The 25972-nt window shown below is 63.6% G+C and carries 19 protein-coding genes and 1 riboswitch; of the genes, 11 read left to right on the forward strand and 8 right to left on the reverse strand.

What is annotated here, in order from left to right; translation table 11 throughout:
• Positions 1 to 165: 165 nt before the first annotated feature.
• The 5 genes from NKH50_RS14645 to NKH50_RS14665 form a co-directional block, all read right to left on the reverse strand.
• Complete coding sequence (locus NKH50_RS14645; protein ID WP_352879521.1) at positions 166 to 1659, reverse strand: aldehyde dehydrogenase family protein; 1494 nt, start codon at positions 1657 to 1659, stop codon at positions 166 to 168.
• A gap of 69 nt (positions 1660 to 1728) precedes the next feature.
• Positions 1729 to 4863 (reverse strand): efflux RND transporter permease subunit, encoded by a 3135-nt coding sequence (locus tag NKH50_RS14650; RefSeq protein WP_352879523.1) that lies wholly within the window; start codon positions 4861 to 4863, stop codon positions 1729 to 1731.
• Between the two features lie 209 nt (positions 4864 to 5072).
• On the reverse strand, positions 5073 to 6221 hold the full coding sequence (locus tag NKH50_RS14655; protein WP_352688685.1) for an efflux RND transporter periplasmic adaptor subunit: 1149 nt from the start codon (positions 6219 to 6221) through the stop codon (positions 5073 to 5075).
• Positions 6222 to 6283: 62 nt separating this feature from the next.
• Complete coding sequence (locus tag NKH50_RS14660) at positions 6284 to 6892, reverse strand: TetR/AcrR family transcriptional regulator (RefSeq protein WP_352823113.1); 609 nt, start codon at positions 6890 to 6892, stop codon at positions 6284 to 6286.
• A gap of 238 nt (positions 6893 to 7130) precedes the next feature.
• Positions 7131 to 8771 carry an acyl-CoA synthetase gene (locus NKH50_RS14665; RefSeq protein WP_352879526.1) on the reverse strand — a complete coding sequence of 547 codons (1641 nt, stop codon included), beginning with the start codon at positions 8769 to 8771 and terminating at the stop codon, positions 7131 to 7133.
• Between the two features lie 186 nt (positions 8772 to 8957).
• Here NKH50_RS14665 and NKH50_RS14670 point away from each other — a divergent pair, with 186 nt between their 5' ends.
• Both NKH50_RS14670 and NKH50_RS14675 read left to right on the forward strand, forming a co-directional pair.
• The gene (locus NKH50_RS14670) at positions 8958 to 9923 is read left to right on the forward strand and encodes a sugar-binding transcriptional regulator (RefSeq protein ID WP_352751119.1); all 966 of its coding nucleotides are present in this window, start codon (positions 8958 to 8960) and stop codon (positions 9921 to 9923) included.
• A 74-nt stretch (positions 9924 to 9997) separates the two neighbouring features.
• Complete coding sequence (locus NKH50_RS14675; protein ID WP_352879528.1) at positions 9998 to 12052, forward strand: bifunctional aldolase/short-chain dehydrogenase; 2055 nt, start codon at positions 9998 to 10000, stop codon at positions 12050 to 12052.
• 69 nt (positions 12053 to 12121) lie between these two features.
• Here the strand turns inward: NKH50_RS14675 and NKH50_RS14680 are convergent, their stop codons facing one another.
• The 3 genes from NKH50_RS14680 to NKH50_RS14690 all read right to left on the reverse strand — a co-directional run bounded on the left by NKH50_RS14680 (position 12122) and on the right by NKH50_RS14690 (position 15814).
• On the reverse strand, positions 12122 to 13177 hold the full coding sequence (locus NKH50_RS14680; protein ID WP_352505322.1) for a substrate-binding domain-containing protein: 1056 nt from the start codon (positions 13175 to 13177) through the stop codon (positions 12122 to 12124).
• Positions 13178 to 13223: 46 nt separating this feature from the next.
• Complete coding sequence (locus tag NKH50_RS14685; protein ID WP_352476556.1) at positions 13224 to 14219, reverse strand: ABC transporter permease; 996 nt, start codon at positions 14217 to 14219, stop codon at positions 13224 to 13226.
• A gap of 83 nt (positions 14220 to 14302) precedes the next feature.
• A complete protein-coding gene (locus tag NKH50_RS14690; RefSeq protein ID WP_352879531.1) occupies positions 14303 to 15814 on the reverse strand; it encodes a sugar ABC transporter ATP-binding protein in 1512 nt (503 codons plus the stop codon).
• Between the two features lie 134 nt (positions 15815 to 15948).
• On the opposite strand from NKH50_RS14690, the gene mtnK reads away from it, so the two are divergent.
• The 9 genes from mtnK (at position 15949) to NKH50_RS14735 (ending at position 25969) form a co-directional block, all read left to right on the forward strand.
• Complete coding sequence (gene mtnK / locus NKH50_RS14695; RefSeq protein WP_352879533.1) at positions 15949 to 17220, forward strand: S-methyl-5-thioribose kinase; 1272 nt, start codon at positions 15949 to 15951, stop codon at positions 17218 to 17220.
• The gene (gene mtnA, locus NKH50_RS14700; RefSeq protein WP_352505326.1) at positions 17217 to 18311 is read left to right on the forward strand and encodes an S-methyl-5-thioribose-1-phosphate isomerase; all 1095 of its coding nucleotides are present in this window, start codon (positions 17217 to 17219) and stop codon (positions 18309 to 18311) included. The genes mtnK and mtnA overlap by 4 nt, the downstream gene beginning before the upstream one ends.
• A 180-nt stretch (positions 18312 to 18491) precedes the next feature.
• A complete protein-coding gene (locus NKH50_RS14705; protein ID WP_352879826.1) occupies positions 18492 to 19376 on the forward strand; it encodes a helix-turn-helix domain-containing protein in 885 nt (294 codons plus the stop codon).
• A gap of 129 nt (positions 19377 to 19505) precedes the next feature.
• On the forward strand, positions 19506 to 20165 hold the full coding sequence (locus NKH50_RS14710; protein ID WP_352476552.1) for a 2Fe-2S iron-sulfur cluster-binding protein: 660 nt from the start codon (positions 19506 to 19508) through the stop codon (positions 20163 to 20165).
• A 3-nt stretch (positions 20166 to 20168) separates the two neighbouring features.
• Positions 20169 to 21155: an FAD binding domain-containing protein gene (locus NKH50_RS14715; RefSeq protein WP_352879536.1), complete on the forward strand. Its 987-nt coding sequence runs from the start codon at positions 20169 to 20171 to the stop codon at positions 21153 to 21155.
• Positions 21156 to 21226: 71 nt separating this feature from the next.
• Entirely contained in the window at positions 21227 to 21697 is a 471-nt protein-coding gene (locus NKH50_RS14720; RefSeq protein WP_352476550.1) for a nuclear transport factor 2 family protein, read from the forward strand.
• Positions 21698 to 21793: 96 nt separating this feature from the next.
• Positions 21794 to 24103 carry a xanthine dehydrogenase family protein molybdopterin-binding subunit gene (locus tag NKH50_RS14725; RefSeq protein ID WP_352879538.1) on the forward strand — a complete coding sequence of 770 codons (2310 nt, stop codon included), beginning with the start codon at positions 21794 to 21796 and terminating at the stop codon, positions 24101 to 24103.
• A 91-nt stretch (positions 24104 to 24194) separates the two neighbouring features.
• Positions 24195 to 24342: riboswitch (FMN riboswitch) on the forward strand.
• 77 nt (positions 24343 to 24419) lie between these two features.
• A complete protein-coding gene (locus NKH50_RS14730) occupies positions 24420 to 24893 on the forward strand; it encodes a 6,7-dimethyl-8-ribityllumazine synthase (RefSeq protein WP_352701779.1) in 474 nt (157 codons plus the stop codon).
• Positions 24894 to 24961: 68 nt separating this feature from the next.
• On the forward strand, positions 24962 to 25969 hold the full coding sequence (locus tag NKH50_RS14735; RefSeq protein WP_352701781.1) for a dihydroxyacetone kinase subunit DhaK: 1008 nt from the start codon (positions 24962 to 24964) through the stop codon (positions 25967 to 25969).
• The last annotated feature ends 3 nt before the right edge of the window (positions 25970 to 25972 follow it).

Genomic DNA, 25972 nt, shown 5'->3' on the forward strand with positions numbered 1-25972 from the left:
GGCCTCCACTCCAGCCAGCATCTTGAATCACAGAACCGACTGATCGGGAATCCCCTTCGATTCCGTCAAATCAGGAACCGCTCTAAATTGAGTATGGTGCCAATTGGCTCCAAAGACCCGCCTCCCGAGGCGGGTTTTTCGTTTCTGACCCTGTTGGCGCCAGGCTCAATCGATCTTGATGAACACGCCCTTGGTGTTGAGATATTCGTCGAGGTGTTCGGCGCCACCCTCGCGGCCGTAGCCGCTCATCTTGTAGCCGCCGAAGGGCACGGCCGGATCGATGGCGTGATAGGTGTTGACCCAGACCGAGCCGGCGCGGATCTTGCGCGACAGCTGGTGGGCGGTGGCGAGATTTTGGGTGAAGACCCCTGCAGCCAGGCCGTAAGGCGTGTTGTTGGCCCGCTCGACCGCCTCGTCCAGCGTATCGAACGGCAAGGCTGAAATCACCGGCCCGAAGATCTCCTCACGGGCGATCTTCATGTCGTCCGAGACGCCGGCAAAGACGGTCGGCGCGACGAAATTGCCGGCGGCAAGCGCGCCTTCCACAAGCCGGGTGCCTCCGGTGACGAGTTTCGCCCCTTCCGCGGTGCCGGCCTCGAGGTAACCGGTGACCCGTTGCAGCTGCTTTTCGGAGACGAGCGGACCGATCTCGGTCGCCGGGTCGATGCCGTCGCCGACCCTGAGACCCTTGGCGTATGCCGCGAGCCGCTCGACGAACTCGTCATGGACGGCGCGTTCGACGAAAAGGCGAGAACCGGCGATGCAGATCTGGCCGGAATTGGCGAACACCGACATCGCCGCCACCGGCACCGCCTTGTCGAGATCGGCATCGGCGCAGACGATGACCGGCGACTTGCCGCCGAGCTCCAGGGAGACGCGCTTGAGGTTGCCGGCCGAGGCCTGCACGATCGACTGGCCGGTCGCCGTAGAGCCGGTGAAGACGATCTTGTCGACGCCCATATGCTCGGCGAGTGCGGCACCTGCCTCGGTGCCGGTGCCGGTGACGATGTTGACGACGCCTTCCGGAACGCCGGCCTCGTTCATGATGTCGGCGATCAAAAGTGGCGTCAGCGGCGCCTCTTCCGATGGTTTCAGCACGATGGTGCAGCCGGTCGCCAGCGCCGGGCCGATCTTCCAGATCGACGCCGCCGTTGGCGCGTTCCAGGGAATGATGGCGCCGACGACGCCGACCGGCTCCTTGCGGGTGAAAGAGACGATTTCGCCGGGCAGCGAGTTGTCGATCGTCTCGCCGTGCAGCGCCGTCGCCATGCCGGCATAGTAGCGCAGCATGCCGATGACGCGGTTGCGATTGGCGCGGGTGCGTATGATCGGCATGCCCATGTCGGTGGTGTCGGAGCGGCTGATCTCTTCCCAGTGCTTTTCGAAGAGGTCGGCGATCCTTAGCAGCAGCACCTGCCGCTCATAAGGCTTGAACCGGCTCCATGGCCCCTCGAACGCCTTGCGGGCGGCAGTCACCGCGACGTCGATGTCCTGGCGGTCGGCGCGCGGCACTGTGGCGATGACCGCGCCGGTGGCGGGGTTGCGGCTCTCCATGGTCCGACCGGAGCGGGCATCAACCCACCCACCGCCGATGAACATCCGGCGATGGCGCCCGTCGATCGGCAGCCGCAGCGCCGCCGCTGTCTGAGGCATGGTCATAACGTCCTCCTCCGGCGCCTACGCCTGGTGGGCGGATTAAACCGCCGGAGGTCACATTTGCCAACAGCGCTATTCGGCCGCCAGGGCCAGTTGCGGCCTTTCGTTCTTTTCTTCCGTCTCGGCCGGCTGCTCCACCGCCTTCTTGGGCTCCCTGCCGAAGAACAGCGCATAGGCTGCCGGCAGGACAAGGATGGTCAGCACCGTGGCGACGAGAATGCCGCCCATCATGGCGTAGGCGAGCGGCCCCCAGAAGACGCCGCGCGAGATCGGGATCAGCGCCAGCACCGCCGTCAGCGCCGTCAGCACGATCGGCCGGAACCGGCGCACCGCCGAGCCGATGATGGCCTCGGAACGCTCCACGCCGGCGGCGATGTCCTGGTCGATCTGATCGACCAGGATGATCGAGTTGCGCATGATGATGCCGAGCAGGGCGATGACACCGAGGATGGCGACGAAGCCGAACGGCGCGCCGCTGATCAAAAGTGCCGCGGCCGCGCCGATAATGCCGAGCGGACCGGTCGCCAGCACCAGCATCGCCTTGCCGAAATGCTGCAGCTGGATCATCAGCAGCACGACGATGACGGCCAGCATGATCGGCGCTTTCGCCGCAATCGAGGCCTGGCTTTCGGCCGCATCCTCGGCGCCGCCCTGGATCTCGATCTTGTAGCCGGGGGCGAGGCTGGCGCGCAGGCCCTGCATCTCGCTGTACATTTTCATGGCGACATCGTTCGGCTGCACGCCATCCGGAAGCGTGGCGCGTACACTGATGGTCGGCAAGCGGTCGCGCCGCCATTCGACGCCTTGCTCCAGCACCGGGACGATCTTGGCGACCTGCGACAGCGGCACGGAGCCACCGAAATCGGTCGGTATATAGACGGAGTCGACCGCCGACAGCAGGTGACGGCTTGCCTCCGGCTCACGGGCGACGATCGAAACCGTCTCCTCGCCGTCGCGGAAGTCATCGAGCGGCGCTCCCGACATGGTCGCCTGCAGCATCTGGCGGATGCGCTGCGAGGTGACGCCGAGCGCACGGGCACGATCCTGGTCGATCACCAGCTTCATCGCCGGCACCGGCTCCAGCCAGTCGTCGTGGATGGCGCCGAGCAGCGGATTTGCCTGGAACTTCGCCTTTACCTCGTCGGCAATGCGTCGCACCTCCTGGCGATCGGGACCCATGACGCGCATCTGCACCGGCCAGCCGGTCGGCGGACCGAGGAACAGGCGATCAACCTTGGCGCGGATCGATGGGAAATCTTCGGCCAGGATGGTGCGCAGCTTGACGATCAGCCGCTCGCGGGCCGGTTCGTCATTGGCCATCACCAGAAGCTGGGCGAAGTTCGGGTTGCGAAGCTGCTGGTCGAGCGGCAGGAAGAAGCGCGGCGCGCCTTCGCCGATATAGGTGGCTATGAAGCGCTTGTCCTTGTCGTCCATCATCCTGGCTTCGAGCGCCTTGGCCTGGGTCTCGACTTCCTTGATGCTGGTGCCTTCCGGCAGCCAGAGATCGACGAGGATTTCCGGACGCGACGATTGCGGGAAGAAATTCTGCGGAATGAACTGGAACGCCCACAGGCTGGTGGCAAACGTCATCAGCGTCATCACCAGGACGATGATGCGATGGCGCACCGCCCATCCCACGGTCGAGCGAAGACGGCGGTAGAAGCGCGTGTCGAAGACATCGTGATGGTTGCCGGCGTGCTTGCGCTGCTTCAGGATCATGTGGCCGAGCCACGGCGTGAAATAGACTGCCGCAAACCAGGACACGACCAGCGCGATGCCGACGACGTAAAACAGGGTGCGCACATATTCGCCGGCCGTCGAGGCAGCGAACCCGACGGGAATGAAGCCGGCCGTGGTGATCAGCGTGCCGGTGAGCATCGGGAAAGCGGTCGAGGAGTAGGCGAAGCTCGCCGCCTCGACCTTGACCAAGCCTTCCTCGAGCTTTCGCTCCATCATTTCGACGACGATCATCGCGTCGTCGACCAAGAGGCCAAGGGCGATGATCAGCGCACCGAGCGAAATGCGCTGCAGGTCGATGCCGAGCTCGTACATAATGGCAAACGTAGCCGCCAGGACTAACGGAATGACGATCGCGATTACCAGGCCCGAACGCCAGCCGATCGACAGGAACGAAACGAAAAGCACGATCAGGAGCGCTTCGCCGAGCGCTTCCATGAATTCGCTCACCGCCTCTTTCACCACGTGCGGCTGGTCGGAAATCTGATCGACCGCAACGCCATAGGGCAGCGCCTCTTCGAAGCGCTTGTAGGTCGCTTCGACGTCCTTGCCGACGTCGGTGACGTTGAAGCCCTTGGCCATGACGACGCCGAGCTGGACGCTGTCGTGACCGTTGAAACGGTATTTGCGCTGGTACGGATCCTCGAGGCCCGAGGTCACGGTAGCGATGTCGCCAAGGCGCGTCACCTGGTTGCCGGCGCGCAGGCGAAGCTCACGGATGTCGGCCGCCCTGGTGACATCGCCCTCGACCGAAATGCGCACCGAACGCTGGCCGGTGTCGACAGAACCTGCCGGGTCGACATTGTTCTGGCCTCGGATCGCATTCTGCAGGTCGGTCAACGTCAGGCCACGTTCGGCAAGCGCCTTGGATGAAACGTCGATGTAGAGTTTTTCCGGCTGGTCGCCGATGATCACGGCCTTCTCGACACCGGGCGTCGTCAGCAACATGTCACGCGCCTGGATGGCGAATTTCTTCAGTTCGGGATAGCTGTAGCCGTCGCCGCTGATCGAATGCAGGGTGATGAACGTGTCGCCGAATTCGTCATTGAAGTAAGGCCCGAGCAGCCCCTGCGGCAGCTCATTGGCGATATCGCCGACCTTCTTGCGCACCTGATAGAAAGCATCGGCGACCTGCGCCGGATTGGTGTCGCCCTTAACCTGCAAGGTGATGATGGCGCTGCCGGCGCGGGTGTAGGAGCGGACAAAATCGAGGTGTGGGGTTTCCTGCAGCTTGCGCTCGATCTTGTTGACGACCTGGTCCTCCATCTCCTTGATCGAGGAGCCTGGCCAGATCGCCTGGACGACCATGACGCGGAAGGTGAAATCGGGGTCTTCCTTCTGGCCCATGCGCATCAGGCCGAGCGCACCGGCGACGATGATCAGCCCGAACAGGAAGCGGGCAATGCTCGGATGGCCGATTGCCCAGCGCGAAAGATTGAAAGACCGCTTTTCATTGGTGTCGATGGTCATCGGCGTCAGTCCGTTTCAATTTGATCAACAGAGCACGCGCTTTCGCATGCCCAAGGAACTTCCGATGTGGGCTTCCGGGCGGCGTGGCTTTCCGAGTTGAGAGATCTACATCGCGGTGGGACGCGAGGATCGACGTGGGGGTTACATCGACCTGAGATCTCGAAAATCGGGGGAGGCCTGCCGCCCGGAAACCGTGAATTGCCTGGCCGTCAGCGCAAGCGCCTTGCAGCGTCATCGGCAGACGCCGACTGTTGCGCTGCATCACCGGTCAGCTTGACTTTCAGATTCTCGGTCATGAACTGCGTGCCGGCGGCGACGACCACGTCACCCGGCTTCAGCCCATCGGCGACACTGACGCCGTCGGGGGTGAAGGCGGCGACCTTGACCGGATGCGCGTGGACGGTCCCGCCATTGCGGTCGACGGTCCAGACGATCGATTGGCTGTCCTTTTGCGCCAACGCGGCTAGCGGGATCGACACCAGCTGCTGCCGGTTGTCCGCCGCGGCTTCGATGGAGGCGGTCATGCCTAGCAGCACGCGAGGATCGTTGGGCAGGCTGACGCGAACGGCAAAGGTGCGCGACTGCGGATCGGCGCTGCCGGCGACTTCGCGGACCTTGCCGTCGAGCGTCAGCGCCTCGTCGGACCAGAAGCCAGCCTTGACGGTCTTGCCCGGCTTGAATTCGGCGATATCGGTTTCCGGAACAGCGATCAGAACTTCCTTCTCGCCGTCGATGGCAACGGTCACCACCGGCGTGCCGGAGCCGACCACCTGGCCGACATCGGCGGCAACGGCGGTGACGATGCCGTTCTTGTCCGCCTTGAGATCGGTATAGCGGACCTGGTTCTGCGCCTGGGCAAGCTGCGAGCGGGCGGAGTCTCGCGTGGCGACCGCCTGATTATAGGTGAGCGTCGCCTGCTCGAGCTGCGACTTCGGCGCGAAATTCTTGGCGTAGAGCTGTTCGGCGCGCTTGCGCGTAAGCTCGACTGTCTCGACCTGACGGTCGGCGGCATCGAGGCTGGCCTGAGCGCTTCTCACCGAAAGCTCGTAGTCGGTGGGATCGATGCGGGCGAGAACGTCGCCCGGCTTGACGCGGTCACCGATGTCGACAAGGCGCTCGGTGATCTTGCCGTTGATGCGAAAACCGAGACTCATCTCGGTGCGGGCACGCACCGATCCGGAATAGGAAAGCTGACGGGTATCACTCGCCTTGGCGATCTCGACCACCTTGACCGGGCGGATGATCTCGGTGACCTCGGCTTTCTCCTGCGAGCAGCCAGCGAGGCCGAGGGTGGCAACGACAAGCAATGCCAGGCCTGCGGCCGGTCGCCCGTTGGTGATGGACTTGGACAAAGACACTTTTCGTACTCCCGAACTGTGGAGATGAATTCTCGGCATCGCCGCCCGACGGGCGGCAACGGTCATTTCTTCAAGGCTCTGATGGCAAAGTCGGCAAGCTCGTCCGGCGTTGCCCGGTTCTTCTTGGCGAGGCACTGGGCCACCATCTGCGGATGACAGAGGCTGATAATGGCAGCGCCGAAACACCGGGAAGCGATCACCGGATCCTGATCGACGAACTCGCCGGTAGCGATGCCCTCGCGGATCACTTCCGCGACCAGTTCATGGATGCTGTCGATGTGCTTTTCGATGACGTGCCAGTCGCGCTCGATGGCGACGATGACCATCTCGTGCACCTTCTCCTGGTCGATCATGGTCTCGAGCGTCCACTGATAGTGCGTATGCACGTAGCGGCGGAGCTTTTCGCTGGCGGTGCCGGGGCTATGGCAGGCTTCGTAGGTCAACCGGTAGCAGGTGGCGAGCATACGGCCGCAAACCGCCTGGTGGATTTCCACCTTGGAGGCGAAGAAGCGATAGATGTTGGCGGTCGACATGCCAAGTTCGCGCGCTATGTCGGCGACGTTGGTCTTTCCGTAGCCGTAGTGGCGGAACAATCGCTCCGCGCAATCCAGGATGCGCGTGACATTTTCCTGGCGGGCGGAATCGGCGGTGGTGTCTAGCGTTTCAAGCATCTCGTTGGCCAAAATTTACGATTGACGAATTTAGAATTTCGTCACTCGTAAATTGAAAACCATCACCTGTCAAGGCACGATTTTGGCCGCTGACGACAGAAAGTGACATCTCTGGACGGAGCTGGCCCATGAAGCGCATGGGATTGGCGCCGGGCGCGCCTGCGACAGCGCGCGTCTTTGTGTGCGAAGGATTTTTGGAAAGATGCTTTCCGAAATCGGTTCCGTTTCGGATCAGGCGCTAAGGCTGCTTCGCCATCTCCCGCAGCCGGAACTTCTGGATCTTGCCCGTCGAAGTCTTCGGGATTTCGGCGAAGATCACCGCTTTCGGCACCTTGAAGCGGGCGAGCAGCGCGCGGCAGTGCTCGATGATTTCGGCCTCGGTCACCGCCTTGCCCGGCTTCAGCTCGACATAGGCGACGGGCACCTCGCCCCATTTGTCGTCGGATCGGGCGACAACGCCGCAGGAAGCCACGGCGGGATGCTTGTAGAGCGCCTCCTCGACCTCGATCGAGGAGATGTTTTCGCCGCCGGAGATGATGATGTCCTTGGAACGATCCTTGAGCTGGATGTAGCCGTCCGGATGCATGACGCCGAGGTCGCCCGAATGGAACCAGCCGCCGGCAAAAGCCTCGTCGCTCGCCTTGCGGTTCCTGAGATAGCCCTTCATGACGATATTGCCGCGGAACATCACCTCGCCGATCGTCTCGCCGTCGGCCGGCGTTTCTTGCATGGTCTGCGGGTCCATCACCGTCAGGCCTTCGAGCGCGGCGTAGCGTACGCCTTGCCTGGCATTCTTCGCCGCCCTCGCCCCCTTCTCCAGCCCGTCCCACTCGCCGTGCCATTCGTTGACGACGGCCGGGCCGTAGGTTTCGGTCAGGCCGTACAGATGGGTGACGGCAAAGCCCGCATCGGCCATGCCCGACAGCACCGCCTCAGGCGGCGGCGCCGCGGCGGTGTTGAAGGTGACGGTCTGCGGAAACTGTCGCTTGTCCTCGTCCTTGGCGTTGATCAGCACCGACATCACCACCGGCGCGCCACACAGATGGGTGACGCCGTGATCGGCGATGGCGTCGTAGATCGGCTTCGGCCGCACCCAGCGCAGGCAGACATGGGTGCCAGCCTGCACGGCAAGCGTCCAGGGAAAGCACCAGCCGTTGCAATGGAACATCGGCAGCGTCCACAGATAGACCGGGTGCTTGCCCATGCCGGCATGGATGGTGTTGGCATAGGCCATCAGTGCCGCGCCGCGATGGTGACAGACGACGCCCTTCGGATTGCCTGTCGTGCCGGAGGTGTAGTTGAGCGAGATGGCATCCCATTCGTCGTCCGGCATCGACCAGGCGAAATCCTCGTCGCCGTCGGCGACAAACGCCTCATAGTCCAACGTGCCGATCCGTTCCCCCTTGGGATAGGGCGCATCGGCGGCATAGTCGGGATCGTCGTAATCGATCAGCAACGGCCTGACCTTGGCCAGCGTCAGCGCTTGCCGGACCACGCCGGCGAATTCGCGGTCGACGATCAGCACCTTGCTTTCGGCGTGATCGAGCTGGAAGGCAATGACGGCGGCGTCGAGGCGGGTGTTGAGCGAGTGCAGCACCGCCTTGGTCATCGGCACGCCGAAATGCGCTTCCAGCATCGGCGGTGTGTTGGACAGCATGACGGTGACGGTGTCGCCCTTGCCGATGCCGCGCTTAGAAAGGGCCGAGGCAAGCCTCAGCGAGCGTTTCCAGAAATCGCGATAAGTCGAGCGCCGGCGGCCATGAATGATGGCGACCTGGTCGGGAAAGGTTTTTGCCGCCCGCTCGAAATAGGTGAGCGGCGTCAGCGGCTGATGGTTGGCCGGGTTCCTGTCGAGATCCTGTTCGTAGGGATTGCCCATCCCGTCCTCCCCGATGTTCGTCCAGAACTTTAGCTACAGGTTTGCGGTCCGTCACCACCAACGATGCCGCGACAGACCGCATTTGGCACAATGACGGTCTAGATTCGACCGGCGCGAGAGCATTACCTGCCCGCGCGTAGTTTGACTTTTGTCGAGAGCCGTGAATAATGTCAGCGAGGAGATGGCATGGCGATCCGACCGGCAGAACAGCTTATCCACAAGGCCGCGTGGCTTTACTACGCACACGGCTTGCGCCAGGATCAGGTGGCCAGCCAGCTCAAGATTTCGCGTGCCTCGGTGGCGATGTATCTGCGCAAGGCGCGCGAGACCGGCATCGTCAACATCTCGACCTCGACCCAGCTTTTCACCGACGACGTCCTGGCGCGCGAGCTGGAAGACGCGCTGAAGCTCGACGCCGTCTGGATCGCGCCGGAAAACGGCTATGTCGCCGACCCGTCCACCGACATCGCGGTACTTGCGGCAAGCGTCTTTCTCGAGCTGGTCAGGAAGGGCGACCGCATCGGCGTCGCTTGGGGGCGGACCATCTACACCATCGCCGATATCATGTCCTATGCCGATCTGCAGGACGTCACCGTGGTGCAGCTCTGCGGCAATCTGGGCGCCCCCTATTCGTACCGGCCGGACCAATGCACCATGGAAATCGCGCGCCGGCTCAACGCCAAGGGACTGAATTTTTACGCGCCGCTGGTGCTGACGACGGAAGAACTGGCACGCGGCCTGCGCGCCGAGCCGGTGATCCGCGAGCAATTGTCGGGCATCGGTGACTGCAACCTGGCGCTATACTCGGTCGGCTCGGTGGACACCGACAGCCATCTGGTCAAATGCGGCGCGCTGACGCCAAGCGAAATGGCTACATTGCGCAAGGCGGGTGCGGCCGGCGTCATTGCCGGGCAAATCATCGACGCCCAGGGCCAGGCGCTCGACTGCAGCTACAACCGCCGGCTGATTTCGGCGGAGCTGTCATCGCTGCGCCAGATCGAAAAGCGCCTTGTGGTGGTGCAGGAGGAGAGCAAGTTCGAACCGCTCGTCGCGGCGATCGCCGGCGGGCTCTGCACCCATCTCGTCGTCGGCGCGCGCATGGCACGACGGCTGCTCGACCATGCCGGAGCGGCAGCAGAAAAGGTAGCCTGATAGCCGCCGGTGCGTTGTCATCAAGGCGTCGCGGCATTCCTGTTCACAACAAAGAGAAATCGGACGAAGCTGACATGAAGAACCTATGGAATGACGGCGAGGCGGAGAAGCTGGTCGCCGACTATGCAAAGAAGGGTGTGGCCCGCGACCTGGCGTTGCGCGTCTACACGACCAGGCTGCTGGGCGGCGAGCCGCGGCTCGTCCTACATGGCGGCGGCAACACCTCGTGCAAGACCAAGGCCACCGATCTTGTCGGTGACGAGTGGGACGTGCTCTGCGTCAAGGGCAGCGGCTGGGACATGGGCGTCATCGAGCCGCAGGGGCTGCCGGCGGTCAAGCTCGGCGCGCTGTTGAAGGCGCGGTCGCTGAAGAAGCTCTCCGACGAGGACATGGTCGCGCTGCAGCGGGCGAACCTCATCGATCCGTCCTCGCCAAATCCATCGGTCGAGACGCTGCTGCACGCCTTTCTGCCGCACAAATTCGTCGACCACACGCATTCGACCGCAATCCTCGCCATCGTCGACCAGGAGGACAGCGAGGCGCTGAGCCGCAAGGTGTTCGGCGAAAAGATGGGCTTTGTGCCTTACATCATGCCGGGCTTCGATTTGGCGAAGGCGGCCGCCGATGTTTTCGACGCCGATCCGATGGTCGAAGGCCTGATCCTCGACAAGCATGGGATTTTCACCTTCGGCGACGATGCCAAACAGGCCTATGACCGGATGATCCATTACGTGAACGTCGCCGAGGATTTCATCGCCAGCCACGGCAAGCCGCGCACCGAAAAGCTGGCACTGCCAGCCGGGCTGGCCAAGCCCGCGGAGATTGCTCCGATGCTGCGCGGCGCGGTGGCGGTGGCGCGCGGCGAAGGCCGTTTCGACCGCATGATCAGCGATTTCCGCACCTCGGATGCGATCGTCGACTTCATCAATTCGGCAAAAATTGCCGACTATGCCGGGCGCGGCGTGTCGACACCCGACCTGTCGATCCGCATCAAGACCGGACCGATGGCACTACCAGCGCCCGACGCTGACAAGGTCGGCGACTACAAATCCGTCATCCGCCAGCATGTCGAGAAATTCGCCAAGGACTATCGCGCCTATTTCGAAACCAATGATGCGCTCGACGACGTGAAGCGCACCATGCTCGACCCGATGCCGCGGCTGACGCTGGTGCCCGGCCTCGGCATGTTCGGCCACGGCCGCACACTCAAGGACGCGAAGATCGCCTCCGACGTCGGCGAAATGTGGATCGAGGCGGTGCGCGGCGCCGAAGCCGTCGGTGACTTCCGCCCGCTCTCCAAAGCCGACCTGTTCCCGCTCGAATACTGGTCGCTGGAACAAGCCAAACTCGCCTCCAACAAGCCGAAGCCGCTGACCGGCCAGGTGATGCTGGTCACCGGCGGCGCCGGCGCGATCGGTGCCGCCACGGCAAAGCTGTTCGCCGACAACGGTGCCCATGCTGTCGTCGTCGATCTCGATGGGTCAAGGGCTGCCGAGGCGGCAAAAAAGGCCGGCAACGGTTCGATCGGCATTGGCGCCGACATCACCGATCCGGCGCAGATGCGCGCTGCGTTCGACAAAGCGGTCGCCGTCTACGGCGGCCTCGACATTCTCGTGTCAAATGCCGGCGCTGCCTGGGAGGGCCGGATCGGCGAGCTCGACGACGCCACCTTACGCAAGAGTTTCGAACTCAATTTCTTCGCTCATCAGTCGGCGGCGCAGAATGCCGTGCGCATCATGCTGGAACAGGGCACCGGCGGCGTGCTGTTGTTCAATACCTCCAAGCAGGCGGTCAATCCGGGGCCGAAGTTCGGCGCCTATGGCATTCCCAAGGCGGCAACGCTGTTTTTGTCCAGGCAATATGCCCTCGACTACGGCGCGCATGGCATCCGCTCCAATGCCGTCAACGCCGACCGCATCCGTTCGGGGCTGTTGACCGATGCCATGATCGCCAGCCGCTCGGGCGCACGCGGCGTGTCTGAGAAGGAGTACATGTCCGGCAACCTGCTCGGGCAGGAAGTGACGGCCGAAGACGTCGCCCAGGCCTTCCTGCATCAGGCGCTGGCCGAGCGGACAACCGCCGATGTGACGACGGTGGACGGCGGCAACATCGCGGCGGCGTTGAGGTAGATCTAAACACCGGGCCAACAAAAAAGAGCGGCCCGCGAGCCGCTCTTTTCCTTTGCGGATAGCGAAAGACTACTTCGCGTTCGGGTTCGGCATCCAGGCCGGCATCGCGACGTCGGCATGGGCGAATTGCGGCAGCTTGGCCGAGAGGTCCTCCATGTTCTTGATGTCCTTGTCGATCAGATCCTTCTGAGTGATCAGCGTCGGCGGCACGATGACGTTGTGGCCGGGATCTTCACCGGCCAACAGCTGCGCCAGCGCACGCACCGAGACCTGGCCGACGACGGCCGGGTTGGTGGCGGCGGTTGCGGCCCAGGCGCTGTCCGGCTCGCGCATCGCGGCGATGTCCGAGGTCGAGATGTCGGCCGAATAGATCTTGATGTCCTTGTTCAATCCGGCCTCGTCGACGGCGATCTTCACGCCTTTGGCGAATTCGTCATAGGGCGCGAACATCACCTTGATGTCGGGATGAGCCGACAACACCGAGCGAGCCTGGTTGGCGACCGAATTGGCGATCGGATTGTCGAGCGTGCCGAACATGGCGACTTCGTTGATGCCCGAATATTTCTTCTTGAATTCGACCCAGGTCTCGTTGCGGCGGTCGAGCGGGGCGATGCCGGCGACATAGACATAGCCGGCCTTCCAGCTCTCGCCATTGTCTTTGACCGCCTGTTCGAGCGCCAGGCGCGCGAGGTCGCGGTCGGATTGCTCGATCTGCGGGATCTTGGGGTTTTCGACATTGACGTCGAACGCGACGACCTTGATGCCGGCATCGACCGCGCGCTGGGCGGCGTCCTTCATCGATTCCGTCAGTCCGTGCTGGATGATGATGCCCTGGACGCCGAGCGCGATGGCCTGGTCGACCATGTCGGCCTGAAGCGCTGCGTCCTGGCGACTGTCGAGCACGCGCAGGTCGACGCCGAGCGCCTTGGCCTGCGCCTCGACGCCGGACAAATACGCCTGGAAGAAGTCGCCGGTCGAGAGATAGCGGACCAGCGCTATCTTGACGGCGCCCGGCTTGTCGAACGGCGCTGGCCGATCCTGCGCCATTGCCGGCAACTGCATCAGCAATGTTGCGCCGGCAAGCCCGAGCGCTGCCTTCCCCAAAAGTCTTCTTGTGATGTTCACGTCGCTTCCTCCACTTGTTGAACCCAAAATGTGACCCGGTCGAACCCTATCTCCTGCCCCTGCCGGACAGGGCGAAGGTGAAGACAAGGGCGACCACGAGAACCACGCCCTTGACGAAATCCTGTGTGTAGTAAGGCGCGTTCATCATCGTCAGGCCCTGCAGCAGCACGCCGACAAACACCGCGCCGACAGCCGTGCCGAAGGCGTTCGGCTTGGCGGCGCCGAGAACCGCGTAACCGATGAGTGCCGCAGCCACCGCGTCGAGCAAAAGATTATTACCCGAGGCGATGTCGCCACGTCCAAGCCGGGCGGCGAGCAAAATGCCGCCGATCGAGGCAAAAACCCCAGAAATAACGTAGGCCCAGATTTTGTATGCCTTGACAGGCGCGCCGGCGAGTTCGGCAGCGCGTTCGTTGCTGCCGACCGCATACATCATGCGCCCGAAACGCGTGTATTCTAGAAAGAACCAGATCAGTACGGCCAGCACGAGCAGGACGACGACCGACACCGGGATGAGGTTCGGGATGAAGAAGTCGAAGCGATGGCGGCCAAGCGCCAGGAACGCGGCGCCGAAGCTGCCGTTGGCGACCGAGCCGTCGGGCATGGTCATGCCGGTGGCGATCGAACGGCCCTCGGTAGGTATGCGCTGCAGGCCGACAAGCAGGAACATCATGCCGAGCGTCGCCAAAAGGTCCGGCACCCGCATATAGACGATCAGCCAGCCATTGATGAGGCCGACGACGGCGCCGATCACAAGGCAGACGACGACCGCCACGACGGCGTTCTGTTCCAGCACCACCATGACGTAGGCAGCCGCCATCATGGCGCTGGTGGCGACCGAGCCGATCGACAGGTCGAAGCCGCCGACGACCAGCGTAGCGGTGACGCCGAGCGCCAGAACGCCGGTGATGGCGACCGACTGGAAGATGAAGACGGCGCTTTGCGGCGAGACGAAACCATCGGCGGCGACGGCGAAATAGGCGATCAGCCCGAACAACAGAACGATGAAGCCGTATCGAATAGCATGGTCGCGCAGGATCATTCAGCGCTCCCGCACGCTGGCACCGTCTTTATCCGACCCGAATTCATACCCTCTCCATTCCAATTCTCATCGTCTTCCCGCTGTCAGGCTGCGCTGTGCAACGGCCCGCCCGCCACTTCGGCCAATAGCCGCTCGAGATCGACATCGGTATTGCGGTGCTCGCCGACGATCGTCTGCTCCGACATCACCAGGATGCGATCGGCTGTCTCCAGGGCTTCGTCGAGTTCGGTGACGAACAGCAGCGTCGCGCGGCCGTGGGCGCTCGCCCGCAGCTTTGCGGCGATATCGCGTCTGGCCGAGATGTCCACACCTTGAAACGGCTCGTCGAGGATGAAAAGCCTTGCCGCCTGCGACATCCAGCGGGCGACCATCACCTTCTGCTGATTGCCACCGGAAAGCGACGCCATCTCGTCCCTCTCGGAGCGGCAGACGATGCCCAACTCCTGGATCTGCTGGCGGGCAACAGCGCGTTCGATACCGCGTTTGAGAACACCGAGACGCGACATGCGACTGTGGAACGGCAGGCTGATGTTTTCCTGGATGTTGAAGTCGCCGACGATGCCGTTTTCGCCCCGGTCCTTGGCGACGAGAAACACGCCGGCGGCAATCGCTTCGCCGGTCGACGCCGGCGCATAGGGTTTCCCGTTCAGCACCATGGTCCCGGACAGCGGCTTGCGCAAACCGAACAGCGTCTCGGCGAGTGCGGTCTTGCCGACACCGACGAGGCCGGTGATGGCGACGACCTCGCCGTCGCCGAGGGTCAGCGAAATCGGCCTGGCGCCTTCTGCAATCCGCAACCCGTCAGTGGCAAAAATTGCCTTGGCCGAATTCCTGGCGACGATCCGCTCAAGCTGGATCTTGCGGCCGAGCATGGCGTTGACCGCACCTTCGTAATCCAGCGGCTTCCTGTCGAAGATGCCTGAGATGACTCCATCGCGCATCGAAATGATGCGATCGGCAAGTCGCCTGATGTCCGACATACGGTGCGAGATGTAGAGGATCGCCACGCCTTGCCGGCGGAGCCGGTCGAGCAATGCGAACAGCCGGTCGGCTTCGGCGCTGGACAGCGAGGAGGTCGGCTCGTCGAGGATCAGCACTTTCGGCCGGTGCGCCATGGCGCGGGCGATCGCCACCATCTGGCGGTCGGCCAGAGAGAGATCGCTGATCCGGGCCTTGAGGTCGATGGCCAGTCCCATACGGTCGGCCACCGCCTTTGCCTCGCGACGCACTCGGCCCGGATTGAACAGCGTCGGCACGCCGCTGCCGCTCAACCTGTCGAGGGTAAGATTGGTGGCGACGTCGAGGTCGGCGACGACACCGTCATTGATGTTCTGGTGGACGGTAACGACGCCGGCGCGGATCGCCTCCGCCGGCGTTTTCGGGTCGAAGTCCTGACCGGCAAGCGACATCGAGCCGCCGCCATGGTCGTAAACGCCGCTGATGATCTTGACGAGGGTGGATTTGCCGGCGCCGTTGGCGCCCATCAGCACGGTCATCTCGCCGGCATGCAATTCGAGCGAGACGCCGCCAAGCACCTCGATATGGCCAAAGGATTTCCTCAGGCCGTCGACGCGGAACACGGCATCATTGCCCATTCGTTCCTCCCTGACCTGACGCTATGGGCTATATCGGCAATTGTCAACACGATTGACAATTGCCAGAAGGCTTCCTAGCTTGGCCCGGCCGCCATGGCTCCGCTATCATCGGAGCTCATAAGCGGGAGGTGAGGATGACTGGGAAATCGCCGTTCGAAGCACTGTCGGTCGAGACACTGGCGGGCCGTCTCGGTGCCAACGAGGCCCTGTGTTCGCAGATCGGCAAGGATACGAGCCAGTGGAAAGTTCGTGAAGTCGGCGACGGCAATCTGAACCTTGTGTTCATCGTCGAGGGTGCTCAGGGTGCGGCCGTCGTCAAGCAGGCCCTGCCCTACGTCCGGCTGGTCGGCGACAGCTGGCCGCTGCCGTTAAAACGCTCCTTCTTCGAATACCATGCGCTGACGCGGCAACAGGCACGGGCGCCGGGTTCGGTGCCTGAGATCTACCACTTCGATGAAGGCCAGGCGCTGATCATCATGGAGTACCTGTCGCCGCACATCATCCTGCGGCGGGCACTGATCGAAGGCCGGCAATTGCCGAACATCGCGAAAGACATCGGCTTGTTCATGGCCCGCACGTTGTTTCGCGGCTCCGACCTGCATATGGCGACCAAGGATCGCAAGGCCGATCTGGCGCTGTTCGCCGACAATGTCGAACTCTGCGACATCACCGAGAACCTGGTTTTCTCGGATCCGTATTTCGATGCCAAGATGAACCGGCACACCAGCCCGCAGCTCGACGGCATTGTCGCCGAGCTGCGCGCCGACCGCGACCTCAAGGTCGAGGCGCAGCGCATGAAGCACATCTTCGCTGCCAATGCCGAGACGCTGCTGCATGGCGACCTGCATTCCGGCTCGATCATGGTCACCGACACCGAAACGCGGATGATCGATCCCGAATTCGCCTTCTACGGCCCGATCGCCTTCGACGTCGGCATGCTGCTCGCCAATTTCTGGATGGCGTTCTTCTCGCAGCGCGGCCATGAACAGGACGGAAGCCGCGATGCCATGCGGGACTATCTGCTCGGCGTTACGGTCGAGACATGGTCGGTGTTCCGCGTCGAGTTCTCGCATCTGTGGCGGACGGAGCGTACCGGCATGCTCTACCAGAAGAGCCTGTTCGAAGATCAAGGCGACAGGCTTGGCGCCGAGCAGGCGCTCGACCACGTGCTGCAGTTGATCTGGACCGATCTGCTCGGCTTTGCCGGCGTCGAGGTTCACCGGCGCATTCTCGGCCTTGCCCATAATGCCGATTTCGAGACCATTGCCGATCCTGATCTGCGCGCCAGATGTGAGGCAAAGGCGCTGAAATTCGGCCGTCACCTCGCCGTCAACCGGCGCCAGATCCACAGCATCGACGAGGTCAACCGGTTGGCCGCGCTGATCGAACGGGAGAGCAGGATTTGAACGTCGGCGACCGCCACTACCGCACCATCTGGCCGAGTGACGACGGGCGTTCGGTGGAGATCATCGACCAGCGCTGGCTGCCGCACGAGTTCCGCATCGAAAAGATCGATACCGTCGCCGGCATCGCCACGGCAATCCGCGACATGTGGGTGCGCGGGGCGCCGCTGATCGGCGTCACCGCGGCCTATGGCGTCGCCATGCAGATGGCCGACGACCCGTCGGATGCAGCACTCGACGCCGTCTGGGCAACCTTGCACGAAACGCGCCCGACGGCGATCAATTTGCGCTGGGCGCTGAACGAAATGCAGCGCTTCCTGCTGACGCTTCCCCTGGCAGAACGTGCCGCGGCTGCGTATCGGCGTGCCGGCGAGATCGCCGACGAGGATGTCGGCCTCAACCGCGCCATCGGCGCCCATGGGCTCGAAATCATCAAGGCGATCGCGGCGCGCAAGCAGCCGGGCGAACCAGTCAACATCCTAACCCACTGCAATGCCGGCTGGCTGGCCACCGTCGACTACGGCACCGCCACCGCGCCGATCTATCTGGCGACGGAAGCCGGCATTCCAGTCCATGTCTATGTCGATGAAACGCGACCCCGCAACCAGGGTGCCCAATTGACCGCCTGGGAGATGGCCGGCCACGGCGTGCCGCATACGCTCATTGTCGACAACGCCGGCGGCCATCTGATGCAGCGTGGCCAGATCGACATGGTCGTCGTCGGCACCGACAGGACCACCGCCGACGGCGATGTGTGCAACAAGATCGGTACCTATCTCAAGGCACTGGCCGCCGCCGACAACGACGTGCCGTTCTATGTCGCGCTGCCGTCGCCGACGATCGACTGGACCGTGGGCGACGGGCTGGCCGAAATCCCGATCGAACAGCGCTCGCCCGACGAGGTCTCGCTGGTCTGGGGCAAGACCGCGTCCGGCGAGATCGCCCAGGTCCGCGTGTCGCCGGAAGCCACGCCGGCGGCCAATCCGGCCTTCGACGTGACGCCGGCGCGGCTGGTCACCGGTTTGATCACCGAACGCGGTGTCGCTACGGCCTCGCGCGAAGGCCTGAAGACGATGTTTCCCGAGCGCGGATGATCGGCTTTTCCGGGAGGGCGCTCTGGATTGCCTCATCTCACGATTTCTTGACCACGGCACGGTTAAAAACGCCCGTTGCCTGTCCCACATGGACGGCCGTATGCGTAGCGGCGGGGCGGCGCCCAACGCTCGAAGCCGGGGTTGACCACGGCCCGGCGAGTGAACAAGCGGGGTACCGCGATGTCATTCAGACCATTGCTTGGTGACGGACGGGTTCGGAGCCAGGACGAGAAGTCGGAGCCCCTGCAAACCGCGTCATGGGTCAGCTCCTCGATCGTGTTCGACAACCGGCGGTGGGCGTGCCGGGAGGCGGAGCTCCGCTGGACAGCCCCTCATCATCTGATCGTGCTGACCGAAGAAGGCGGCACGTCCCATACATCCATCCGGCACGAGGCACGATCCCTTTACGATGGAATGGACCGTCCCGGAGCCCTCACCTTCGTCCCGGCAGGCGCGGAGCGACAGGGCTTCTATCGCGATGTAAACCTCTCCTATTCAGCCCTGTGGATCGATCCCGATATCAGGCTTCCCGGATGCGAACGCCTGAGGAATCTGCCTATACTGGTAAACAAGAAAGACGCGGTCGTCGCCACGCTCCTGAGTTCGCTTCGCGACGAGATGGCACTCGGCCACAAGCCAGACACTGCCTATGTCGAGCATCTGGTCGCCCTGGTCAGCCTCCGCGTGGCCAACCTGAGCCGGGAGCAACAGCGGTTTGTACGTCACGGCTGTCTCAGCCGCCGAGCACTTGGTCGCGTTCGGGATTACATCGATGCGCATATGAATTCCGACATTTCGCTAAGCGAGCTGGCAGCCGTCGCGGGCATGGCCGTCGACAGCTTTGCGCGTCGCTTCAAGGCGACGACCGGCCTTGCACCCTATGCCTATGTGATCGAGGAACGGGTGCGGCGAGCGGAGGTGTTGCTGCGCGAAACGGGTTTGTCGATCGGTATCATTGCCTTTCGGCTCGGCTTTTCAAGCCAGAGCCACTTCACCACGACCTTCCGACGTCTAAGGCGCACGACGCCTCGTGCCTATCGGATGAATTCTTCTCCAGAATCCTGATAGTGCCGCCGGTTTCTTGAAAGAAAGGCGCCGCGCGCACTCCCACCTCCAGTGTCGTTGGGTGACAGAACCCGAGGGTTGCTCGGGTCAAGTTGCCGTCTGCGCTTCATTGCGACTGGGAGATCATGCATGGCCAAAACGGACAACAGGAGCGGGCCGACGCGTCGGATGGTGTTGGAAGGCGGTGTTGCGACCGGGGTGCTCCTGGCTACCGGAATACCGGTTGACGCCGAGCCGGCCGAGACCGTCACGGCGGCGGCATCGGCCACGCCGGTACCGACGATGACGATATCGTTGCGGATCAACGCGAAGGATCTTGCCATCGCGCTCGACCCGCGGACGACGCTGCTCGACGCCCTGCGCAACCATCTCGGCCTCACCGGCTCGAAGAAGGGCTGCGACCACGGCCAGTGCGGCGCATGCACGGTGCTCGTCGATGGGCGCCGGATCAATTCCTGCCTGACGCTTGCCGCAATGCATGAAGGCGACGAGATCACCACGATCGAGGGCCTTGCCGAGGGTGACCGGCTGCATCCGGTCCAGGCTGCCTTCATCGCCCGCGACGGTTTCCAGTGCGGCTACTGTACGCCAGGCCAGATCTGCTCGGCGGTTGGTATGCTGGGCGAAGCGCGGGCCGGCTGGCCAAGCCATGCGAGCGCTGACGTGGCAGCGGCTTCCGTCGGTCTCACCGATGTCGAGATCCGCGAGCGGATGAGCGGCAACATCTGCCGTTGCGCCGCCTATCCGAACATTGTCGCTGCAATCCGCGACGCGGCAGAGGAGGCATGAGCAATGCAGTCCTTCACTTATGAACGTGCGACGAGTGCCGAGCAGGCGGCCGCCGCGGTTGCGGCCCGGCCGGACGCCAAGTTCATCAGCGGCGGCACCAACCTGCTCGACCTGATGAAGCTCGAGATCGAGCGCCCAGCGCATCTCGTCGACATCAGCCGGCTGCCTCTTGATCGGATCGAGGAGACGGCGGAAGGCGGGCTTCGGGTCGGCGCCCAGGTCCGCAATAGCGATCTCGCCGCCGACCCACGGGTAAGGTCGCGCTACCCGATGCTCACGCAAGCGCTGCTGGCGGGAGCGTCTGGACAGATACGCAACAAGGCCTCGACCAGCGGCAATCTCCTGCAGCGTACGCGCTGCCCCTACTTCTATGACCGCAACATGCCCTGCAACAAGCGCCAGCCGGGTTCGGGCTGCGCGGCGCTTCAGGGCTTCAACCGCATGCACGCCGTACTCGGCGCGAGCGAAGCCTGCATCGCGGTACATCCTTCTGACATGGCGGTCGCCATGTCCGGGCTCGACGCCTGGATCGAGACCGTCTCGCCCGGCGGTGAGACCCGCACGATCACGATCGGCGATTTCCATCGATTGCCCGAGGCGACGCCCCATGTGGAGACCGTGCTCGGCCACGGCGAAATGGTCGTTGCGGTTACCCTGCCGCCGCCACCACCCGGCCGGCAGCTTTACCGCAAGGTGCGCGACCGTGCCTCCTACGCCTTCGCGCTGGTGTCGGTGGCAGCAATCGTCGAGAAAAGCGGCGACCGTATCCGAAGCGCTCGGATCGCCATGGGCGGCGTGGCAGCGAAACCCTGGCGCGCGACGGAGGCGGAGCGCGCGCTGGCAGGCGCGGCGGCGTCCCACGGTGCCTTTACCGACGCGGCCGAAGCCGCGCTCGCCGGAGCCGTCGGGCATGGCGCCAATGATTTCAAGGTCCCGCTGGCGAAACGGACGATGCGGCACACGCTCGCTGCTGCCGTCGAACGTGCATGAGGTGGTGCGATGACAGAGACGACGACCCCGAGCAGCGGTTCCCAGATGCAGGCGACGAGCGGGGGATCGATATGAAACTCACGCGACGCGCCGTTGCCGCCGCGGGTGGCGGCCTTTTTGTTTCTGCCGCCGCAGCCTGGGGCGCCACATCCGACCCGGCAGCTCGTCACGTGCTCGAGGCCGCCGTTGACGCCTTCTTTGCCGGCTGGGCCTCTGGCGACTGGACGGCATTCCTTGATTCTTGCGATGAGACGATGACCTTCCAATTCCCTGTCGGCGAGCAACGAGGCCGACATGGACCGCCAGAAGGCAAGCAGGCACTCGCAGCCTGGACCGCCGCGCATCAAGCGCAGGGAAACAGGATCACGAAATCGACCGTCGATCTCAAGCTCTTCGCCGCCGACTGGGTCATCGTCTGCGATCGCGGGAGCGGGACAATCAGTGGCGCGCCCTACACTGGCCTGCATGCGATCTTCATGCGGGCCGGCCCGACAGGGAGGCTGGTCGAGTTTCGCGAGTATTTCGGCGAGATCGCCGCGTGAGCTCCGGCCGCCGCGCGACGAACATGAAGGTGCAAGGAAGAGGCGTCGTCGCGGCCTCGATGCTTCTGAACTCCCAATGAAATCTTTAGGTGACTTATGAACGACACCATACCCGGACTGCCCGGCTCCGCCATCCATTCAGGGGTGAAACCTCGTCCCGATGCCGGCGTCATCGGGCGGCCGATCGACCGCATCGACGGTCCGCTCAAAGTGACGGGCGGCGCCACATACGCTTACGAGAATGAGCTGGATGGTACAGCCTTTGGCTACATTCTCGGCGCCTCCGTCGCCAAGGGCCGCATCGCCGAGATCGACACGACCGAAGCCGAACGGGCGCCGGCAGTGTTGCTCGTCATGACGCACCGCAATGCGCCGGCCCAGCCGGATTTCGGCCCAACGGTCACGCCGACGGTGCCGGAGGTCTTCACGCGCGCCCGGCCCGCGCTCAACAGCGAGCGGGTGCGGTATTACGACGAGCCCGTCGCGCTGATCGTTGCGGAGACGTTCGAGGCGGCACGCGCTGCTGCGGGCCTCATCATGGTGCGCTACGACGAGGAGCCGGGCGTCTACGATCTACCGGGCCATAAGGCCGACGCCTATGCACCAAAGCGGACAAATGCCGGCTTCGAGACCGACAGCGTGATCGGCGACTTCGAGAGCACCTTTGCTGTGGCTCCGGTCAAGATCGATGCCACGTACCGGACGCCTTTCGAACATCACAATCCGATGGAGCCTCATGCGACGCTTGCTGCCTGGTCAGGCAACGAGCTGACGATCCGTACATCGGCGCAGACCCTCGCGAACTTCCGGGCCGGGGTCGCCAGCACGCTTCGCATCCCGCCCGAGCGAGTGCGCATCGTGAGCCCCTTCATCGGCGGAGGCTTCGGGTCCAAGCTGATTGTCCATGCCGATACGATCCTGGCCGCGCTTGCAGCGCAGGTCCTGCGGCGCCCCGTGAAGATCGCGCTGACGCGACAACAGATGTTCGCCAATGCCGGTCATCGTGCAGAGATGATCCAACAGGTGCGTCTCGGCGCGCGCACCGACGGGCGGCTCACCGGGATCGCGCACGATGTCTGGTCCGCAACGTCCAGCTTCGAGGAGTACTGCGAACAAACGGCAGTTTTTGCGCGCTCGCTCTATGTGGCGCCGAACCGTCTCACCCGCCATCGCCTGGTTCCGCTGGATATCAACCGCGGCGAATGGATGCGCTCGCCCGGCGAAGCGCCCGGCATGCTGGCTTTCGAATGCGCCATGGATGAGCTCGCCGACCGGCTCGGCCTGGACCCGATCGAACTCAGGGTCCGAAACGAGCCGGCACAGGATCCCGAGCGCGGCGTGCCGTTCTCCACCCGCAATCTCGTCGCCTGCATGGAGGAAGGCGCCCGCCGTTTCGGTTGGGAGCGGAGAAACCCGACACCTGGCCGCACCCGAGAGGGCCGCAAGCTCATCGGCTACGGCATGGCGGCGGCAATCCGTCCGAACTACATCGGCGCGGCGACGGCGCGGGTTGCGATCGACCGGGACGGTCGGGTGACGGCGCGGCTCGACATGACCGATATCGGGACCGGCACCTATACGATCCTGACCCAGATCGTGGCGGAGAGCCTCGGCCTGCCGATCTCGTCCATCAAAGTGGAGCTTGGCGACAGCCGCTTCCCGCGTACCGCCGGCTCCGGCGGGTCCTGGGGCGCAGCAAGCGCGGGTTCGGCGCTGCACAACGCCTGCAACGCTCTGAAGGAACGCATCCTGGAGGCGGCGCAGTCGAACGAAGCCTCGCCGTTGCGCGGCGCGAACGCCACCGAGGCAAGCTTTGCCGACGGCGAGGTCAGGGTCGGCCAGCGATCGGCGAGCCTGGCCGATCTTATCCGAGGGATCTCTCCCGACGGGCTCGAAGCCGAAGGCTCCGTAGCCGCGGGCGCCACTACCCAGTCATACAAGACCTATTCGCAGCATTCCTATGGCGCGCATTTCGCAGAGGTCGCTGTCGATTGCGATACCGGTGAAATCCGCATGCGCCGGATGCTGACTGTGATCGGCGCGGGCCGTATCCTCAACGCCAAGACCGCGCGCTCGCAAATCATCGGCGGCATGACCTGGGGGATCGGTGCAGCGCTGATGGAGCAGACGGTGCTCGATCCGCGCTACGGCCACTTCGTCAATCACGATCTTGCCGAGTATCATGTGCCGGTCAATGGCGATGTCCCCGATATGGAGGTCGCCTTCCTCGAGGAAGATGACGACAAGGCCAACCCGCTTGGCGCAAAGGGTCTCGGCGAGCTCGGCGTGTGCGGTGCCGGGGCAGCTGTCGCCAACGCCATTTACAACGCGACCGGCGTGCGAGTGCGTGAATTTCCCATCACCTTGGACAAGGTGCTGCCTGCCTTGCCTGTGATCGCCATTTGACGCTGCAAGTTGTCAGCGCCTCCTCGCCCTCAAGGGTGACCGCGACGCCGGTGGTTGACAGCGTCATCCAGCCCTTTCATACAAACGCCGTCAATGTTCTCAGGGCGGGGTGAAAGTCCCCACCGGCGGTGAAGGGTTTCGGCCCAAGCCCGCGAGCGCCTTCCAGATGATCGGAAGGGTCAGCAGATCCGGTGTGATTCCGGAGCCGACGGTCAAAGTCCGGATGGAAGAGAACGAATGGAAGACGGGTCCGCTCTCGCGGTTCGGATTCCCTATCGTGCGTCCTGATTCTGGTTCGAAACGGAAGGATGGACCCATGAATCAGCATTCCCGGAAAAACTATGAAATGATCCGCGTTGCCGTCATTCGGGCGCGCTGGCACGCCGACATCGTCGACCAATGCGTTGAAGCGTTCGAGGCGGAACTGGCGGTTCTCGGGGAGAAACGCTTTGCCGTCGATGTCTTCGACGTGCCGGGTGCCTATGAGATTCCCCTGCATGCAAAGACCTTGGCCCAGACCGGTCGCTATGCGGCGATCCTCGGCGCGGCGTTTGTCGTCAATGGCGGCATCTACCGCCATGAATTCGTGGCGGGCGCTGTCATCGACGGCATGATGAACGTGCAATTGTCGACTGGCGTGCCCGTGCTTTCGGCGGTGCTGACGCCGCACAACTACCATGACAGCGCGGACCATCACCGCTTCTTCTTCGAGCATTTCAAGGTCAAGGGCAAAGAGGCGGCCAGTGCCTGCGTGCAACTGCTGGCGGCACGCGAACGCATCGCGGCATGAAATCTCCGTCGCGGGTGGAAATCCCGGTAAGGCGCTGTAGTATCTCACGAAAACCAGGGAGGATGCCGGTGCAGACCAAGAAGATCATCAATGACGGTAACCGCTCCGTCGACGAGATGCTGGAGGGCATCCTGGCTGCGCATCCGCGCCATCTCAGCAGTGCGGAGGGAAGTCCGCGCTCCATCATCGCCCGCGACGGCCCACGCCCCGACAAGGTCGGTCTCGTCATCGGTGGCGGCTCGGGCCACGAGCCGACCTTCCTCGGCTTCGTCGGCAAGGGGCTGGCCGACGCCGCCGCAATCGGCAATGTCTTCGCCTCGCCGCCGCCGGACCCGATCCTCGAATGCGCCAAGGCGGCCAGCGGCGGCGCCGGCGTGCTGTTCATGTACGGCAACTATGCTGGCGACGTGATGAACTTCGACATGGCCGCAGAGATGGCGGCGATGGACGACATCGAAGTGCGCACCGTGCTGACCACCGACGACGTCGCCTCGGCGCCACGCGACCAGAGGCAGAAGCGGCGCGGCGTCGCCGGCAATTTCTTCATCTTCAAGGCCGCTGGTGCAGCCTGCGACCGGATGCTGTCATTCGATGAATGCGAACGCATTGCCAGGAAGGCCAACGATCACACCTTTACCATGGGCGTGGCACTGTCGCCCTGCTCGCTGCCGCAGACCCGCCGGCCCAATTTCGAGATCGGGCCGGACGAGATGGAGATCGGCATGGGCATTCATGGCGAACCGGGCATCGCGCGCGGAAAATTGAAAACCGCCGACGAGATCACCGACGAGATGCTGGACAAGATCTTCGACGAGATGGCGCCGGCGCGCGGCGATAAGGTCGCCGTGCTCGTCAATTCGCTCGGCTCAACGCCGCTGATGGAGCTCTACATCATGAACCGGCGGATCAAGCAGAGGCTCGATGACATCGGCGTTTCCGTCCACGCGACCTGGGTCGGCAATTATTGCACCTCGCTCGAAATGGCCGGCGCCTCGGTGACGCTGATGCATCTCGACGGCGAATTGCAGGAGATGCTCGACCATCCCTGCGACTGCGCCATGTTCCGCGCCGGCTGAGAG

The sequence above is a fragment of the Mesorhizobium sp. M1027 genome, assembly GCF_040318745.1.
Taxonomy (GTDB): domain Bacteria; phylum Pseudomonadota; class Alphaproteobacteria; order Rhizobiales; family Rhizobiaceae; genus Mesorhizobium.